This is a genomic window from Euzebyales bacterium, from assembly GCA_036374135.1.
In the GTDB taxonomy this organism is placed as follows: Bacteria; Actinomycetota; Nitriliruptoria; order Euzebyales; family JAHELV01; genus JAHELV01.
The window spans coordinates 24,649-42,048 of record DASUUK010000045.1; the positions used below are offsets into that span (position 1 = coordinate 24,649).

Annotated in this window: 14 protein-coding genes; 1 reads left to right on the forward strand and 13 read right to left on the reverse strand. The window is 69.0% G+C overall.

Features of this window, described 5'->3' with window-relative positions:
• Positions 1–54: 54 nt before the first annotated feature.
• The 10 genes from VFZ70_07855 to VFZ70_07900 all read right to left on the reverse strand — a co-directional run bounded on the left by VFZ70_07855 (position 55) and on the right by VFZ70_07900 (position 10,925).
• Entirely contained in the window at positions 55–1,587 is a 1,533-nt protein-coding gene (locus tag VFZ70_07855) for an NADH-quinone oxidoreductase subunit M (GenBank protein HEX6255711.1), read from the reverse strand.
• A gap of 102 nt (positions 1,588–1,689) precedes the next feature.
• A complete protein-coding gene (nuoL, locus tag VFZ70_07860) occupies positions 1,690–3,882 on the reverse strand; it encodes an NADH-quinone oxidoreductase subunit L (GenBank protein ID HEX6255712.1) in 2,193 nt (730 codons plus the stop codon).
• Positions 3,883–3,980: 98 nt separating this feature from the next.
• A complete protein-coding gene (gene nuoK, locus VFZ70_07865; GenBank protein HEX6255713.1) occupies positions 3,981–4,292 on the reverse strand; it encodes an NADH-quinone oxidoreductase subunit NuoK in 312 nt (103 codons plus the stop codon).
• Between the two features lie 34 nt (positions 4,293–4,326).
• Positions 4,327–4,977, reverse strand: a complete 651-nt coding sequence (locus tag VFZ70_07870; protein ID HEX6255714.1) for an NADH-quinone oxidoreductase subunit J — start codon at positions 4,975–4,977, stop codon at positions 4,327–4,329.
• A 165-nt stretch (positions 4,978–5,142) separates the two neighbouring features.
• A complete protein-coding gene (locus VFZ70_07875; GenBank protein HEX6255715.1) occupies positions 5,143–5,919 on the reverse strand; it encodes a 4Fe-4S binding protein in 777 nt (258 codons plus the stop codon).
• A complete protein-coding gene (locus VFZ70_07880) occupies positions 5,919–6,947 on the reverse strand; it encodes a complex I subunit 1 family protein (protein HEX6255716.1) in 1,029 nt (342 codons plus the stop codon). Before VFZ70_07880 ends, VFZ70_07875 begins: the two co-directional genes overlap by 1 nt.
• A gap of 15 nt (positions 6,948–6,962) precedes the next feature.
• Positions 6,963–8,150: an NADH-quinone oxidoreductase subunit D gene (locus VFZ70_07885; GenBank protein HEX6255717.1), complete on the reverse strand. Its 1,188-nt coding sequence runs from the start codon at positions 8,148–8,150 to the stop codon at positions 6,963–6,965.
• Between the two features lie 288 nt (positions 8,151–8,438).
• Positions 8,439–9,941: an NADH-quinone oxidoreductase subunit C gene (locus VFZ70_07890; protein ID HEX6255718.1), complete on the reverse strand. Its 1,503-nt coding sequence runs from the start codon at positions 9,939–9,941 to the stop codon at positions 8,439–8,441.
• Between the two features lie 49 nt (positions 9,942–9,990).
• A complete protein-coding gene (locus VFZ70_07895; GenBank protein ID HEX6255719.1) occupies positions 9,991–10,539 on the reverse strand; it encodes an NADH-quinone oxidoreductase subunit B family protein in 549 nt (182 codons plus the stop codon).
• Positions 10,530–10,925, reverse strand: coding sequence for an NADH-quinone oxidoreductase subunit A (locus VFZ70_07900; GenBank protein HEX6255720.1), 396 nt, complete (start codon positions 10,923–10,925; stop codon positions 10,530–10,532). The genes VFZ70_07895 and VFZ70_07900 overlap by 10 nt, the downstream gene beginning before the upstream one ends.
• Positions 10,926–11,079: 154 nt before the next feature.
• On the opposite strand from VFZ70_07900, the gene VFZ70_07905 reads away from it, so the two are divergent.
• Positions 11,080–12,711 carry an ABC transporter permease gene (locus VFZ70_07905; protein ID HEX6255721.1) on the forward strand — a complete coding sequence of 544 codons (1,632 nt, stop codon included), beginning with the start codon at positions 11,080–11,082 and terminating at the stop codon, positions 12,709–12,711.
• A 132-nt stretch (positions 12,712–12,843) separates the two neighbouring features.
• Here VFZ70_07905 and VFZ70_07910 read toward each other — a convergent pair whose 3' ends face one another.
• The 3 genes from VFZ70_07910 to VFZ70_07920 form a co-directional block, all read right to left on the reverse strand.
• Entirely contained in the window at positions 12,844–14,199 is a 1,356-nt protein-coding gene (locus tag VFZ70_07910) for a sulfatase (GenBank protein ID HEX6255722.1), read from the reverse strand.
• 455 nt (positions 14,200–14,654) lie between these two features.
• Positions 14,655–15,695, reverse strand: coding sequence for a polyprenyl synthetase family protein (locus VFZ70_07915; GenBank protein ID HEX6255723.1), 1,041 nt, complete (start codon positions 15,693–15,695; stop codon positions 14,655–14,657).
• On the reverse strand, positions 15,696–17,336 hold the full coding sequence (locus tag VFZ70_07920) for an NADH-quinone oxidoreductase subunit N (GenBank protein ID HEX6255724.1): 1,641 nt from the start codon (positions 17,334–17,336) through the stop codon (positions 15,696–15,698). It lies immediately after the preceding gene.
• Between the last annotated feature and the right edge of the window lie 64 nt (positions 17,337–17,400).

The window sequence follows — 17,400 nt, forward strand, 5'->3', positions numbered from 1 at the left end:
TTGAGGACTCCACGGGTCCTACCGCTCCGCTACTTGAGGACGCATCACGACCGCCTAGCTGAACACGGCCATGATGCGGGTCACGTCGCTGTCGGTGATGCCGGTCACCAGCACCGGCAGCACGCCCAGGAGCCCGGTCATGATCAGCAGCGGCAGCCAGGTGCCGAGCTCGAGCGCGGAGACGTCGGCCAACGACGCCTCGCGCCACTTCTCCGGGGCCTGACCCATCATCACCCGCTGCATCATCCACAGGAAGTAGCCGGCCGTCAGCACGGTGCCGATGGCGCCGAGCACCATCAGCACGCGGTACAGACCCAGATAGGGCTCGAGCACCTCGGCCGGCGAGAACGCCGCGAGCAGCGCCATGATCTCGCCCCAGAACCCGGCCAGGCCGGGCAGGCCGAGGCTGGCGATCGCCACGAAGGCGAAGATCGCGCCCATCCTCGGCATGGTCTGGAACATGCCGCCGCCGATCTCGGCGATCTCGCGGGTGTGGTAGCGCTCCTTGATGCTGCCGGCCACGAAGAACAGCATGCCGGTGATCACGCCGTGGGCGACCATGCCGAACACGGCGGCGTTGATGCCGATCGGGGTCAGCGTGGCGATGCCCAGCATCACAAAGCCCATGTGGCCGACCGAGCTGAAGGCGATCAGGCGCTTGAGGTCACGCTGGGCCAGGCAGCACAGCGAGCCGTAGAGGATCGCGATGACCGCCAGCACGGCGATGAGCGGCGCGAACGCGACGGCGCCGTCCGGCAGGATCGGCAGCGCGATCCGCACGAAGCCGTACGTGCCCATCTTCAGCAGGATGCCGGCCAGCAGCACGCTGCCGATCGTTGGGGCCTCGGTGTGCGCGTCGGGCAGCCAGGTGTGGAACGGCCACATCGGCACCTTGATCGCAAAGCCCAGGAAGACGCCGGTGAAGGCCAGGATCTGGAACTCCTGCGTGAAAGCGCCCTCCATGGCCAGCTGCGTCAACTGCGGGATGTCGAAGGTCCGCTCAGCGCCTGGAAGCGTGAAGTAGATCGCCAGGAACGCGACCAGCATGAACACCGAGCCGAAGAGCGTGTACAGGAAGAACTTGACGGCGGCGTACATGCGGTTGGGCCCGCCCCAGATCCCGATCATGAAGTACATCGGGACGAGCACGAGCTCCCAGAATATGAAGAACAGCACGAGGTCGAACGCCACGAACGTGCCAGCCATGCCTGTCTGCAGCACGAGCATCAGTGCCAGGAACGCCTTCGGCTTGCCCGGGTCCTCGATGTGGCTGTAGGCGTAGACGCTGCACAGGAACGTCAGCAGGTAGCTGAGCACGAACAGTGGCAGGCTGACGCCGTCGATCGCGAGGTGGTAGTTCGCCCCGATCACGCTGAGCCACGGCGCCTCGACCTCGAACTGCAGCCCGCGCAGGCCGAAGTCGTAGCCGGCCAGGATCAGCAGCGACAGCGCGAAGCCGATCACCGACACGATCAGCGCGACCGGGCGGGCGCTCTCCTCCCGCTCCTTGGGGATGAGCGCGATCAGCGCCGCACCGACCAGTGGCAGGAACACCGTGATCGTCAGCGCCGAGCTTTCCCAACTCATGCGTGCTTCCCTCTTCTCTCTTCGTGACCTACCGCTTCGCTACTTGAGGTCTGTCCGTCACTGGCCGCCACCGCTACGTCGTGCATGTCGTTCCTGCCGGCGCTACGCGACCGCGAACACGATCGCGAGCACCGCCACACCTGTGAACATGGCACCTGCGTAGAGCTGCACGTTGCCGCTCTGGGCCAGTCGCACCTTGGCCGACGACCACAGCATCGACAGCCCCAGGCCGTTGACGCCCGCGTCGATGCCCTTCTGGTCACCGACGTCGTAGACCCACTGTGCGAAGCGGTTCACGCCCACGCCCACGCCGTACACGATGCGGTCCAGCACCCGCTGGTCGCTCCAGTAGGCGGCGGGGGCCAGCTTGTCGCGGATCGCGGTGCGCACGATCAGGTCGGTGTACAGGTCGTCGAGGTAGTACTTGCGCTCGAGCACCCGCGTGACCGCGCCCATGTTGAGCAGCGGATCGCGCTCGGCGGACCACGCCTCCCGGTACCACATGGTCCCGAGCGCGGCGGCCCCGATGGCGAGCAGGGTCGAGGCACCGGCGATCAGCAGGTTGAACTCCGCCGGATGACCGATGAAGTACTCCGTCGAGAACATCGTCCAGGCGGCGAAGCCCCGCTCGTGGAACCACGGCACTGGCATGTTGATGAAGCCGATCAGCGCGGCGGGCACGGCCAGCGCGACCAATGGCCACGTCATCGATCCCGGGCTCTCGTGCGGATGGCCGTGCCCGCGGTACTCGCCCCCGAACACCAGCCACAGCGTCCGGGTCATGTACAGCGCGGTCACGAACCCACCGACCGCGCCGAGGATCGTCACCAGGTTGCCGGCGTAGCCGCCGGCCTGGAAGGCACCGACGAGCACCTCGTCCTTCGACCAGAACCCGGCCAGCGGCGGGATGGCCATCAGCGCGAACGAGCCGACCGCGAAGGTCACGTAGGTGTAGGGCATGAACCTCCGCAGCCCACCCATGTCGCTCATGTTGTTGCTGTGCACCGCGTGTATCAGTGATCCCGCGCCCAGGAACAGCAGCGCCTTGAAGAAACCGTGGGTGAACAGGTGGAAGATGCCGGCGGTGTAGCTGAACGCCAGCGCCGCGACCATGTATCCCAGCTGCGACACCGTCGAGTAGGCCAGTACGCGCTTGACGTCGTCCTGCACCAGGGCCAGCAGCCCGGCCGAGATCAGCGTGATCGCTCCGATCACTGCGATCACGCCCTGGGCGGTCGCGGAGGCCGAGAACACCGGGAACAGCCGCGCGATCAGGAACACGCCGGCGGTCACCATGGTCGCCGCGTGGATCAGGGCGCTCACCGGCGTGGGGCCCGCCATCGCGTCCGGCAGCCAGGTGTGGAGCGGGAACTGCGCCGACTTGCCGATCGCTCCGCCGAACATGGCCACCAGCGCAAACGTCAGCAACCCGGTGTTGAGCTCCGCTCCCCCGGCCTGGGTGCCCTCGTCCACCATCGTGATGATCTCGCCGATGTCGAACGTGCGGAACATGCCCCACATGGCCATGATCCCGACGACCAGCCCGACGTCGCCGAACTTGGTGGTCAGGAACGCCTTGATCGCCGCACTCGAGTTCGCCTTCTCCTCCCACCAGAAGCCGATGAGCAGGAACGAACAGACGCCGACGAGCTCCCACCCGACGAGTAGCAACATGAGGTTGTTGCTGATGACCAGCAGCAGCATCGACATCGTGAACACGCTCAACAGCGCGTAGAACCAGGTGAACCGCGGGTCGCCCTCCATGTAGCCGAGCGAGTAGATCTGCACCATGAGGCTCACGAAGGTGACCAGCAGGAACATCATCGCCGCGAGCCCGTCGACGCGGATGCCCGCGTCGAACGGTGCCTGCTCCATGCCCGTGATGTCGGTGCCGGACTCGTACAGGAACGCCTGTGCCCCAGCGGGCACCTGGACGACCTCCTCCGCCTCGTTCTCGGCGGCGGCGATCAGCGCGTCGTCCGCCGATGCCACGAGCACGGTCGCCGCACCGGCGTGATCCTCGCCCTCGGCGGCACCTTCCACCTCGCCGTGGTCGCCCTCGCCCTCCTCGCTGTGGACGCCACCCTCCTCGTGGAGCGCCTCCTCGGCCGTGAGCACGGCGTCGACGTTGGCCGGGAACACCTCCGCCGCGACGCCCAGCGCCGCGAGGAACGCCAGCCCGACCGCCGTGATGCCGACCAACGCGCCGCCCCTGGCCAGCTTCCTGCCGAACAGCCAGATGATCAACGCGGACACTGCCGGCAGCAGCGGGATGAGCCACGCGTACTGCGCCATGCGTCAGACTCCTTCCTGCGCCGGTGCCGGCGGTGTGGTCGTGGGACGGGTGCGGTGGCGGGGCGCGGCGGGGACCGACCGCGCGCTCGTGGCGCGCATCAGTACTTCATGAGATCGGCGTCGTCGATGTTGACCGACGCCCGGTTGCGGTACAGCAGCAGCACGATCGCCAGGCCGATGCCCACCTCGGCGGCGCCGATCGCCAGGACGAACAGGGCGAAGATCTGGCCCACGTGCTCGCGCTCGACGACCGGCGCCAGCGCGCCGAACGCCACGAGGTTGATTATCACGGCGGCCAACATCAGCTCGACGCTCATCAGGACCATGATGGCGTTGCGTCGGCTGAGCACCCCGTAGACACCGATGCAAAACAGCGCGGCCGCGAACAGCAGCGGGAACGACGCGTTCATGCGTCCACTCGATCGCGTCCAACGGTGAGGTGCGTCATGAGCGCACCTCGTCCGGCACCGGACCCTCGGTACCCGACGTGTCGACCCGGTCACGGGCGCCCGCATGCGGTGCCAGGCGACCGGGCGACGGCGTCGCGTCGGTGTAGGTGGCCTCGAGCCGCTCGTGATCCTCGGCCGGGACCGGGCCCTCGCCCTCCTCGCGACGGGCGATGACGACGGCGCCGATCAGTGCGACGGTAAGGAAGTAGCCCAGCACCATGAACGGGAACGCCCATTCCACGTAGAGCTGCTGGCCGAGCGCGCTCGTGCGCACCACGGTCAGGTCGATGCGCTCACCGCCGAACTGGGTGAAGATCAGGTACGTCAGCACGCCGAACAGCCCACCGGCCGGCACCAGCGGGAACCACGGGCCGACGTCGCTCTCCTGTGGCATCGGCCCGATCGGCGCTCGTGTGAGCATGAGGCCGAAGAGGATGAGCACGACGACCGCGCCGACGTAGACCAGCACCTGCGCCCAGGCGAGGAACTCCGCGCCGAGCAGCAGGAAGGTTCCGGCGACCGACAACAGGGCGATCACCAGATACAGGGCCGAGTGCACGACGTTGCGCGACAGGACCACCAGCAGCGCGGCGGCGCCGCCGATGACCGCGACACCTAACATCGCGAGGTCCTGGATGCTCAGCAAGCTGTGCTCTTTCGTAGATCCGTCGTGCCAGCGTGACGCGGTCGTCCGTCGCGCGGCACCGCGCACCGACGCGGCCGAACGCGCGTCGTCGTGCCTCGCAGGACCCGGCCAAGTGTACGCGGCACGGTACCAACTGAGCGCGACCGACGCACCACGGCCCGGCCGTCAGCCCTCGGCGCGTTGGGCCTTGATGCGGACACGTTCGGTGCGGACGTAGTGGGCCTTGGCCTTGGCGCGGGCGACGCGCTCAGGTACGCCGTCGGCGATCTGCGCGTCGTAGAACTCCTGGTCGACCTGCGCCTCGACGTGCGGCTCGTCGTCGACGGCCGTGGCAGCGCCGCCGCCGCCGGACGCATCGGGCTGGGCACCGTCAGTGGCCTGCCCCTGGGCGGCCAGCAGGGCCGAGATCTGGTCCTCGGCCTCCTTGCGCGCCTTGTCGAGTCCCGTCTCGATCTCACCGGGCGTCTCAGCGCCGACCTCCAGCGCGGGCGGTGGCGGCACCGTGTCCATCCAGCGCCGCAACTGGTCGCGCTCGTGCGTCAGCTCGCGGATCGAGTAGGTCGAGTACTCGAACTCGGGCGACCAGAACAGCGCGTCGAACGGGCACACCTCGACACAGATGCCGCAGTACATGCACAGCGCGAAGTCGATCGCGAAGCGCTCCAGTGTGTTGCGGGTGCGCATGCGGCCGCCACCGCCGGGAGCCGGGACCGTCTCCTTGCGCGAGTCGATGTAGATGCACCAGTCCGGGCATTCGCGCGCGCAGAGCATGCAGACGGTGCAGTTCTCTTCCATCAGCGCGATGACGCCGCGCGTGCGTGGCGGCAGATCGGGCTTGACGTGCGGGTACTGCGCCGTCGTGGCCGGCGTCAGCAAGGTCTTGAGCGTCAGGCCCAGACCTTTGACGAGGCCGATCTTCGGCGGAGCGGGCAGCGACGGCACTATGCCACCACCTTGGCGATCGCGACGACGACGATCTGCAGGATCGCGAGCGGGATGAGGATCAGCCACGACAGCCGCTGCAGCTGGTCTTCGCGCAGCCGCGGGAACGTCGCCCGCAGCCAGATGAACAGGAACATGAAGGCGGCGATCTTGCCGATGGTCGTGCCGAAGCCGACCACCACCCCGAGCCAGCCGTCGGGCAGCAGGAAGCCGGGCCACGGATACCAGCCACCGAGGAACAGCACGGTGGCCAGGGCGCCGAACACAACCATGCCCGCGTACTCGCTGAGCAGGAAGAACGCGAAGCGGATGCCGGTGTACTCGGTCATGTGGCCGGCGATCAGCTCGGCGTCCGCGATCGGCATGTCGAACGGCGGACGGTTGAGCTCGGCGACCGCCGACATGAAGAACAGGGCCAGGCCGAAGAAGTGCGGCACGGCGTACGGGATGGTGATCGTGCCGAAGAGCTGGAAGTCCGCCTGCGCCTCGACGATGCCCACCAGCGACAGCGTCTCTGCCTGCAGGACCACCGCAGCAGCCGCCAGCACCATCGGCAGTTCGTAGGCGATCAGCTGCGCGGCACCCCGCAGGCCGCCCATCAGTGAGTACTTGTTCGCGCTGGACCACCCGGCCATCAGCAGCCCGATCGTGCCGATCGATGACACTGCGAGCGCGAAGAAGATGCCGGCGTCGAGGTTCTCGGCGAACGCCCCGGGTCCGAACGGAATGACGGTCAGCACGACGATGGCCGGGATCAGCATGACGCCGGGCGCCAGTCCGAACACCCGCTTGTCGGCCGCGGCCGGCACGATGTTCTCCTTCTGGAGGAACTTGATGCCGTCGGCAACCAGCTGACCGACGCCGTGGGGCAGCGCCTCCATGGGCCCGAGCCGCGCCTGCATGTGCGCCAGCACCTTGTGCTCCATGTAGCCCATCACCAGGGGCACGGTCAGGAAGATCACGATGACGGCGAGCACCTTGAGGATCAGCGCGAGCCAGACGTTGTCCAGCGTGAACAGGGTTTCCATCGAGCTCGTCCGCCCCTAACGGTCCACGTCGCCGACGACGAAGAACACGCTGCCCAGGATCGCGATCATGTCCGGCAGCAGCGCGTCCTCGAGCAGGTGCGGGACCATCGAGATGTTGTTGAAGCTGGGCGTGCGCATCTTCAACCGCCACGGGTTCTTGCGCCCGTCCGACACCAGGTAGTAGCCGCCCTGGCCCAGCGGGTTCTCGGTGCGGACGTAGATGGCGCCCTCCGGCGCCTTCACGACCTTCGGCAGCTTCACGTTGACCGGACCGGATGGGATGCTGCCGAGCACCTGCTCGATGATGTCGAGGCTCGCGTCGATGCGGTCCAGCAGCATCATGAACCGGTCGAAGCTGTCGCCGTTGGTCCCGGTCGGCACGTGCACGTCGACCTTGTCGTACATCGCGTACGGCTCCGTGACCCGACAGTCCTCGCCGACACCGGTCGCGTGCAGCGTCGGACCCGACACGCCGTAACTCAGCGCCACCCGGGGATCGAGGACGCCGACGCCCTTGGTGCGGGCCATGAAGATCTCGTTGCCCTGCAACAGGTCGCGGTACTCCTGGTTGCGCATGCGCACGTTGCGCACCATCTGCTGGCTGGCCGCCAGGAATCCCCGCGGCAGATCCTCCTTGAGGCCGCCGACCCGGTTGTAGGTGAAGTGCAGGCGCCCGCCCGTCGCGCTCTCCATCAGGTGCTGGATGTCCTCGCGCTCACGGAAGGCGAAGAACACGGGCGTGATCGCGCCGAGCTCCAGACCGAACGAGCCGACGAACATCAGGTGGTTGAGCACGCGGTTCCACTCGGCCATCAGCACGCGGATCCACTGGGCGCGCTCAGGCACCTCGAGCTCCATCATGCGCTCGACGGCCATGGCCACGCCGAGCTCGTTGCAGAACGCCGACAACCAGTCGTGGCGGTTGACCAGCGCGATGATCTGGCGGTAGTCGCGCGCCTCGGCCAGCTTCTCGAAGCCCCGGTGCATGTAGCCGATCACCGGTGTGGCCCGCGCGATGACCTCGCCGTCGAGATCGATCACCACCCGCAGCACGCCGTGGGTGGCCGGGTGCTGCGGGCCGATGTTCAGGCTCATGTCCTGCGTGGCCAGCTCGCCCTCGCCCCGGACCTCGACCAGCATCGACTCGCCGGGAGGCCCGGGCAGGACGTTCGCTCCGGGCTTGGGCAGCATCGTCTCCGTCATGCCTGCGCCCCTCTGCGGCGATCCGCCGCGTCGCTGCTGAGCACCGCGGCCCATACGGCGGCGGAACGCGACCTGCCGCTGGATGAGGTCATGTGGATGTTCCGGCTCCTGGTCCGCGGACGTCGCTGCAGTCCCGGGGCAGCTGCCTCCCGGGACGGGGGGCCAGTGTATGCGGACATGCCCCGCCGAGCCCAACGGCCGCGGTCACACGGCGAGCATGATCGGGGCGCCGGACCGCGACACGCCGACGCGCACGGCGGGTGCCGCGTCGGTGCCGACGAGCAGCACTCAGGCCTGCTCGTCCTCGTCGTCGACCGCGCCGGCGTCGGCCACGTCCGCGTCCTCGGCTGTGGTGCTGTCAGCATCGTCCGGGCGTGCGGTGTCCTCGTCCTCCCCCGGCACGGGCGGCAACTGGCCGCCGACGGCGGGACGCAACGTGATCGAGTCGGGTGTCCCCGCCCCTTCGTCCGGGCGCTCGTCCTCCAGCCGCCTGATGCGGTCGTCGGCGTCGGTGCCCACAGGGCGGTCGAGATCCGGTCGGTCGGCCCAGGTCCCGGTCGCCAGCGGGTCGACCTCATCGGCGAGCGGCGTGGCACCCACGCCGTCGCCCGCGAGCGCGCGAGGCTCCTCCTCGCCCGGCCCGCGCGGCGGGAGTCCTGCGACGCCGTCATCTCCCTGGAACGCCGGCGCGACACCGGCGCCGGCGTCGGGCGCCTGACCGGCCGGTGGGGCCGACTCGGCGTCCTGCGTGTCGGACGTCATCTGCGGCGTCTCGTCGGCCGGGACATCTCCCGCCTGCGCTCCTGCTCCGGCATGACGACCCTCGGCCTCCACCCCGGGCGTACCGGAGGGAGTCGCATCGGCGCCGGTGGTCGCCATCTCCGCTTCACGTGCCTCGTCAGCGACCGGCTGGTCCTCACCGCTGACGTCACCCGGTGCACCGGCGGCGGTGTCCCCACCGACGGCGCCCGCGGCGGCGTCCTTGGCCACGGCGTCATCCGCCACGGCCGCCGCCTGCTGCGGGTCGCTGGCGATCTCGTCGTCACCGGCACCAGCGGCCAGTGCCGCCTCCTTCTCGGGGCCGACCTCGCCCGCGCCGGCTGGCTGTTCGACCTCCTCAGAGGCGGCCGGAGGCGTGTCCGCGCTCGTCCGCTCCCGGGCGCGCCTCTTGCGTGCCTCGGCGGCCTTGGCCTTCGCGCGCTCGGCCTTCTCGCGCGCCATGCGGGCCTTCTCCTCGGCGGATGGGCCGCGCGACGCCGCAGCGTCGCCGTCGTCGTCGCCGTTCTCTTCGACCTCCTTGGGCTCCTTGAGCCCCGGCCACGGCTTGACCTCCCGCGTCATCAGGAGGAACTCCTTGCGCAGCGGGAAGCCTTCGAAGTTCTCGACCGTCAGGATGCGCGGCAGCAACCCGGGATGCCCGTCGAACGTGATGCCGAACATGTCGTAGGTCTCGCGCTCGTGCCAGTTGGCCCCGCGGTAGAGGTGACTGATCGTCGGCAACGTCGGCGCGTCGCGACCGCCGTCGGCCAGCGCCCGGATCTGGATGTGATGACGATGCTGCGTCGAGTACAGGTGGATGATGACCGCGAAGCCGTCCTCACGCTCGTCGACACCGGTCAGGAAGTCGAAGAAGTCGAAGGCGAGTCGCGGGTCGTCACGACACAACTGGACGGCGATGGGTACCGCCGACGGCTCTACCGTGAGGGTCAGCTGATCATGCGCGACGAGGCGGTCGAGCACCCGCTGCTCCAGTCGGTCGCCGAGGTAGGTCGCGAGGTCATCGGGCGACATGCGGGCGGGCTCGACCGCCCCTGTGGCACTGCTCACAGCCGGCCTTTCGTCACATCGGGTCGTCGGCGGGGTGGCGGGTCGGGTCACCGCCGCCCACGACGATCGGCCGGCGGGCCTCTCGCGCGGCGTACCGCTCCTTGAGCGACTCGCCCTGGATCATCTCCTGCAGCTTCACGATGCCCTCGAGCAGCGCCTCCGGGCGCGGCGGACAGCCCGGAACGTACACGTCGACCGGCACGATCTGGTCGACGCCCTTGGTCACCGAGTAGCTGTCCCAGTAGGGCCCACCGCAGTTCGAGCACGACCCGAACGAGATCACGTACTTGGGGTCGGGCATCTGGTCGTAAAGCCGCTTGATCGCCGGTGCCATCTTGTCGGTCAGCGTGCCGGCCACGACCATGAGATCCGCCTGGCGTGGACCGTGGGCGAACGGGATGACACCCAGCCTGATGAAGTCGTGGCGCGCGGCCGATGTGGCGATGAACTCGATCGCGCAGCACGCGAGCCCGAAGTTCATGACCCACAGGCTGTACCGGCGTCCCCAGTTGAGAACGAACTTCAGGGGCTGGGGTGTCTCGACCTGGTCGATCAGACCCACTTGAGCACGCCCTTCTTCCACTCGTAGGGCAGCGTGATGGTGACGAAGAACAGGAACACCAGCATCACGCCGAGCATGAACACCGCCTCGGGGTTGCCCTCACGTCCGAGCACCGTCGCCCACGGGAAGACGAACAGCGTCTCGACGTCGAACACCACGAACATGAACGCGAACATGTAGTACCTGATGTGCGACTGTGACCAGCCCTGACCCACGGGGTCGATGCCGCATTCGTACGTGTTCAGCTTGTACCCGTACTTGCGGTCCGGACTGACCAGGCGGTTGATCAGGAAGGCGGCAGCGACCAGGATCACGCCGGCGGCGGCCAGGGCGAGGACCGTGCCGTACTGCTGGAAGTAGATCGCGTCGTCGATGGCGGGTTGCATCGGCTCCTCGTGGGATACGGACGTAACGGCGCTCGACCGGGTGCACCGGTCGGGCGGCCAGTGTACGCGGCACACCGCGTCGGCGGCCAACGGCGGACACCAGGGCCCTGCGCTACCTTGCCAGCAGCCCGCTGGATCAACTCGGAGGATGCGCGTGGAAGCACGGCTGCAGCCGTGGATGATCCGGACCCTCGCCTTCGTGCGGAAGGACGTCGTCGAGATCATCCGCCAGCCGCAGCTGCTGCTCGGCGTGATCCTCGGACCGTTCATCCTGCTGCTCGTGTTCGGCGCCAGCCTCGGCGACCTGGCGCCGGAGCTCGAGACGGTGGTCGTCGTCCAGCGGGACAGCGCCCTGTTCAACCTGTTCCAGCAGTTCCGGTTCAACGAATCCGGCCGGTTCGAGATCTCGGAGGTCACCCCGGCGAGGGACGACGCGCTCGAGCGTCTGCGCGACGGACAGATCGACATCGTCCTGGCGCTGCCCAACGAGCCGCAGCAGACCATCCGTCGCGGCGAACCGGCGGAGGCGATCCTGTACCACAACTTCATCGACCCCCTGGAGGCGCGGGCGATCGGCACCGCGACGCAACTGTCGGTCGGTGAGCTCAACGAGAGCTTCGTCGCGGCGCTGCTCCGCGACGCGCAGCGCGACGCGGTCGAGGGCCGGGACCGCCTCGAACGCACGCTGGCCGCGGTCCGACTGCTCCGCACCTCGCTGGAGGAAGGCGACATCGCACGCGCCCGCCGGGCCGTTCCCCAGGTACGGCGCAACCTCGCTGCCGCTCGACTGCTGCTCGGCCCGGTCACGGCTGCGGCGGCCAGCGGCGCGGGGGACCCTGCCAGCACACCGCTGAACGAGCTCGACCGCACCCTGGTCACGCTGGACCGCATCACGGCGGTCGCCGATCCCGCCACCACCGACACGGCGCGCCTGGCCGAGATCGAACAGGACCTGGAACAGGCGCAGCAGGAGATCGACGCCTTCACCAGCCTGTCGCCGGAGGTCGCGATCAGCCCGTTGACGAGCCGGGTCGAGCGCGTACAGGGCGGCGCGATCGGCCTGCCGGACTTCTACGCCCCGGCGGTGCTCGTGCTGCTGGGACAGCACCTGCTCATCACCACGGTCTCCCTCGCGACCGTGCAGGAGGAGCAGTACGGCACGATCGAACTGTTCGCCGTCGCACCGCTCACACCCCTGGAACGCCTGCTCGGACGGTACGGGGGCGCATTGGTCCTGGCCATGCCGACCATGACCCTGATGGTGGCGCTGCTGGTGGGTGGCCTGGGCGTACCGATGCTCGGATCGTGGGCGTTGCTGACGGCGGTGGTCGTGGCGCTGCTGCTGACCTCGACCGGCATCGGATTCCTGATCGCCGAGCTGTCATCGTCGACCACGCAGGCCGTGCAGATGGCAATGGGCGTCCTGCTGGCGAGCGTGTTCTTCAGTGGCTTCGTGCTCAGCACACAGTTCTTCGTCGGAGTCGGGAAGCTGGTCGGCCTGCTGCTGCCCGCGACGTATGCGATCCAGGCGCTGCGCGACATCATGCTGCGTGGGGAGATCGTGCGGACGGCGCCGTACATCGTGCTGCCCGCTGCCGCCACCGTCCTGTTCATCATCAACTGGGCGCTCCTGCGTCGCGAGGCCGGTCAGCCCGCGCTGCCGGCGCTGGTGACCGGCGTCGGCGAGGGGACGATCAGTGTGGTCCGGACGTCCGGCCGGACCATCGAACGCGCTCTCGGCTGGGGGCGTCGCGGCAGCGGCCGGCGCGAGCACGACGAGGAATAGCGCCCGACATCATCGGGACGGGCGCCGGAGACGTGGCGGCCGCATGGCGCCAACCCCGTGGACGCGCACCCGCCACCAGCGGGGCGCGCCCGCGCGTCCGGCACACCCGCGGGTCAGCGCGGCTTCCGTGGCCTACCCGCGTTCACCGAGCCGGGCGATGACGGCGCCCGGGTCGTGAACGGGCAGCGGGCCACCGGCGTCACGTTCGATCCGTTGCACCAGGCGGCGGACGATGTCGGGGTGTGCGGCAGCGACGTCGCGCGCGAAGCCCTCGGCGCGCAGGTCGTACAGCCGGCGACGTGTGCCGTCACTGTTGGTGGTCAATGCCCACAGGTTGGTCCGGATCTGCGCGTGCTGCGCGTAGCCCATCGTCAACTGACGTCTCCGGCGGACGCGGTTCGGCCTCCCCTCGAGCACCGGCGTCAGATCCAGGCCCGGCAGCGCCATCGGCGGCGCGATGCCGAGCGCCGACAACACCGTCGGAACCAGATCGTGCGTTGACACGATCCGATCGTCGCGACGTCCGGCGCGTCGCTCGGGGTGCCGGATCAGCAGCGGGATGTCGGTGATCTCGGGCCACAACGAATCGTCGACCGGCTTGCCGATCAGGCCGTGCTCTCCCAGCAGCACACCGTGGTCTGACAGGAACACGACCAGAGTGTTGTCCAGCAGGCCGCGGCGATCGAGGTCGTCGAGGAACTTGCCGAGCCAGGCATCGGCCATGGTCACCTCGGCACGGTAGAGCACGCGGACGCGGTCGAGCGCCGCCTCCGTCATGACCGAGCTGGGCCCGTAGCTGACCTTTGTCGGCTCCTCGCCATCGAATGTGGCGTCGCCGTAACGGGTCACGTACGACGTCGGCGGATCCCAGGGCTCGTGGGGATCGTACGAGTCGACGACCATGAGGAACGGCTGCAGCCGTGCGGCCGAGGCCAGCACCTCCGCCGCAGCGCGGAATACCTTGGGGGCCTGATGGTCCTGCTCACGGTTGCGGAACTCGGCGGCGGCGCCGCCACGGAACATGCCGTTGTACTGGCCGCGGATCAGATCCCAGTGCTGGAACCCGCGATGGAAGTTCATCGACGGGTGGAACAGGTGCGGGACGTCGGTGATGAACGACGTGTAGTAGCCGGCGCTCTCCAGGATCTCGGCGAGCGTGACCTGGTCCTCGGGGATGCGCTGCCATCCCGGCATCCGCACGCGCCCGCCCTTCTGCGGCCACCAGTCACGCGTGGGGTACGTGCGCTGACCGGTGTGCACGCAGCGACGGACCTGCACCGTCGGCATCGCCTCGGGACGGGCCTGGGTGAACCGCGTGCTGGTGCGCGCGAACTCGTCGAGAGCGGGCGTCTCGACGTCGCGGGCACCGTACGCGCCGACGTGATCCTGTCGCAGCGAGTCGAGGATCACGATCACGACGTTCATGCCGTTGCCGGCGCCCGGCGCGGGCAGCGTGACCGGTGGCACCGCCATGAACTGGGGGTTCATCGCCGGTGCCAGCCCGCGCGGCGCGACGGCCTGCGGTGTGGGCGTCGGCGCGGCCGCCGACGCGGGCGCGGACGGTGACGGCGTGGCACTGGGCGTCGGTGGCGCCGCGGATGCGTCTGTAACGGGTGCCACGTCGCCGGTGCACGCCGCGAGGCCGGCAGCGGCCGCGACGACTCCCGCACGCCGCAGCACGAGACGTCGACTTACGCGTCCGGGTGCGTCGGCGTCGGAACCCTCGTCGGCAGGTACATCGCCGGCGCCGTCCACGGCCCCCGCACGTCGGGCATCCAACGCGCGCACAACCGGTTCGTCCGCCGTCACCGAGCCGGCGTCCCGATCGCCATCAGCGGGATCGTCGCCGTCCGCGGCCGGGGCGAGATCCGGCTCTCCCGGGCCAGGCTCGACGCTGTGATCGCCGCGGGCGCCACCGCCGGGGCGCGGCCGGTCCCCCACCGTCAGCCCGCGCGGTCCGCTGCGTACTCGGTCAGGAACGCCAGTCCGTCGAGTGCCGCCGGGTATGCCAGCAACGGCGCCAGCGCGTCCAGGTGCGACTGCGCCATCGCCGCTTCCACGCGGGCCGCGTCGCGGGCCAGGTCGAGCGCCACATGGCGCGACAGCAGATCGAGTGCCCGCGCGACGTCCGCCTCCGCCGGTTGCTGCAGCAGTCGGGCGAGCTCCGAATCGGGTCCGTCGGCCTCGAGCGCGAGCAGGACCGGGAGCGTCAGGACACCGTCACGCAGATCCGTCCCGGGCTCCTTACCCGACTCGGTCGCCTCACCGATCAGGTCGAGCAGATCGTCCGCCAGCTGGAAGCTCATACCCAGGTGCCAGCCGAAACGCGTGAAGCCCTCGACCACCTCGGGCCTCTTGTCACTGAGCAGTGCACCGAGGCGGCATGACGAGGCGATCAGCGACGCCGTCTTCTCGCCGATGGTCGCCAGGTGGTGCTCCCGCGTCGGTTCGACGGTGGCGATCCCGTGATCGGCGGCCGACGCGGTGCCCTGCACCTCCCGGATCTGACCCTGGCACAGCGCCGCGATGGTCTGCGACATGATCCGGGTGACCTCGACCCCCAGGGCGGCCGACAGCTCCGACGCCCGGGCGAGGAGGAAGTCGCCGGTCAGCACCGACACGGTCGCCGACCACCGACGGTGGGCGGGTGGCTGGCCGCGCCGGAGCGGCGGATCATCCATGACGTCGTCGTGGTACAGCGTCGACACGTGGACGAGTTCGACGATCGCGCCGGCGTCGACCAGCGCGTCGTCGGTCACCGACGCACCACCGGCCAGCCCGCAGAGCAGCACGAGCATCGGACGGAACCGCTTGCCCCCTGCATCGAGGAGGTAGCGCGACGCCGTCTCGAGGAACGGCAGCCGGTCGACGGTCACCAACGCGTCGAGACGCTCCTCGACGGCGAGCATGCCGGGGCGCAGATCGATGCCCCGCTCCGCACCACGTGCGGCGAGATCATCGATGACGTCAGCGGATAGCGACACCTACCGGACCAGTGACGATGCTGTCGTGCTGAGGTCGACGACGATGCCAGGTATGACCCCCAGGGCGACCACCGCCGCGGCGGTCAGTGCGAGGCCCGCCTGGGAGCCCAGTGTGAGCATCGCAGGCTCGGCGTCGACGAGGTCGTCGGGCTCGTCGTCCATGATCATCGCGACGGTGACGCGCAGGTAGAAGAACGCGGCGATGACGCTCGAGACCACCGCGACGATCACCAGCGCGACCTGACCTGCCTCGAGCCCGGCCCGGAACACCGCCAGCTTGGCCATGAAGCCCGCGGTCCCTGGGATGCCTGCGAGCGAGAACAGGAACAGCCCGAGCATGATCGTGGGCACGGGGTTGCGTCGCCACAGTCCACGCAGGTCCGAGATCGCGACCGAACGCTGCTGCCGGCGTTCAATGATGCTGAGCACGCCGAACGCCCCGACGCTCATCATCGCGTAGACCAGCAGGTAGAACAGCATGCCGCCGACACCCGAGGCGTTGACGCTCAGCAGACCGATCAGGGCGTAGCCGGCGTGCGCGATGGCCGAGTAGCCCAGCATGCGCTTCACGTCGGTCTGCACCACGGCCAGGATCGCTCCGCCGAGCATCGTGATGACCGCCAGCGTCCAGATGGCGGGCACCCACGACCACTCCAGCGGACCGAAGGCGCCGACGAAGACACGCAGGAACGCCGCGAAGGCCGCAGCCTTGGTGCCGGCCGCCATGAACCCGGTGACCGGCGTCGGCGCGCCCTGGTACACGTCGGGCGTCCACATGTGGAACGGCACCAGCGCCGTCTTGAAGGCGAACCCGACGAGCAGCAGGCCCATGGCCGTCAGTGTCAGCGGGTCACCGCCGTTCAACGTCAGCGCGCGGCCCGCCTCGGCGATGTTCGTCGAGCCGGTGACGCCGTAGGTCAGCGCGATGCCGTAGAGCAGGATCGCACTCGAGAACGCACCCAGCAGGAAGTACTTGAACGCCGACTCCTGCGACGTGAGGTCCCTCGTGGCGAACCCGGACAGCACGTACAGCCCCAGCGACAGCACCTCGATCGCGATGAACACCATGATCAGGTCGGCCGATGCGGCGAGCAGGTTCATGCCCACGGCGGCGATCAGCAGCAGCGGGTAGTACTCGGCCCGGTGGATGCGACGGTCCTCGAGATACATCCATCCGAGCGGGATCGACACGAGCGCCGCGGAGCACACGATGATCCGGGTGAACAACGCGACACCGTCGATCGCGACCATGTCGCCCAGCACGCTCGACGGCTGGATCAGCCCGGCGTCGCTGGTGGCGGTCCACTGCCAGGCGACCACTCCGAGGGTGGCCATCAGCCCGAGGGCGGACAGCACGGCCGACAGCACACGCGGCCGCCGCTGCCACACATAGGTGAGCGCGAGCTGCGCGGCCGCGGCCAGGATCACCAGCGCGGGGAGGGTGACTGCGCCGTCCTCAGCATTCAGCACGCGCAGCAGCGCACCGGCCGACAACGCCGCGGCGACCGCTGCCGACGCGACCACGCGACGCTCGCCCGCCGTCTCGAGCAGCAGCACGAGGATGCCGACCCCGAACAGCACCAGCTCGGGCGACAGTGCCGCCCACGGGATCTCGGGTATCGCCTGTGCGAACAGGATCATCGTGGGTACGTCCTTGCGTCGATCCAGCCGGTGTTCGTGGTCATGTCACGCGACCTACCGCTTC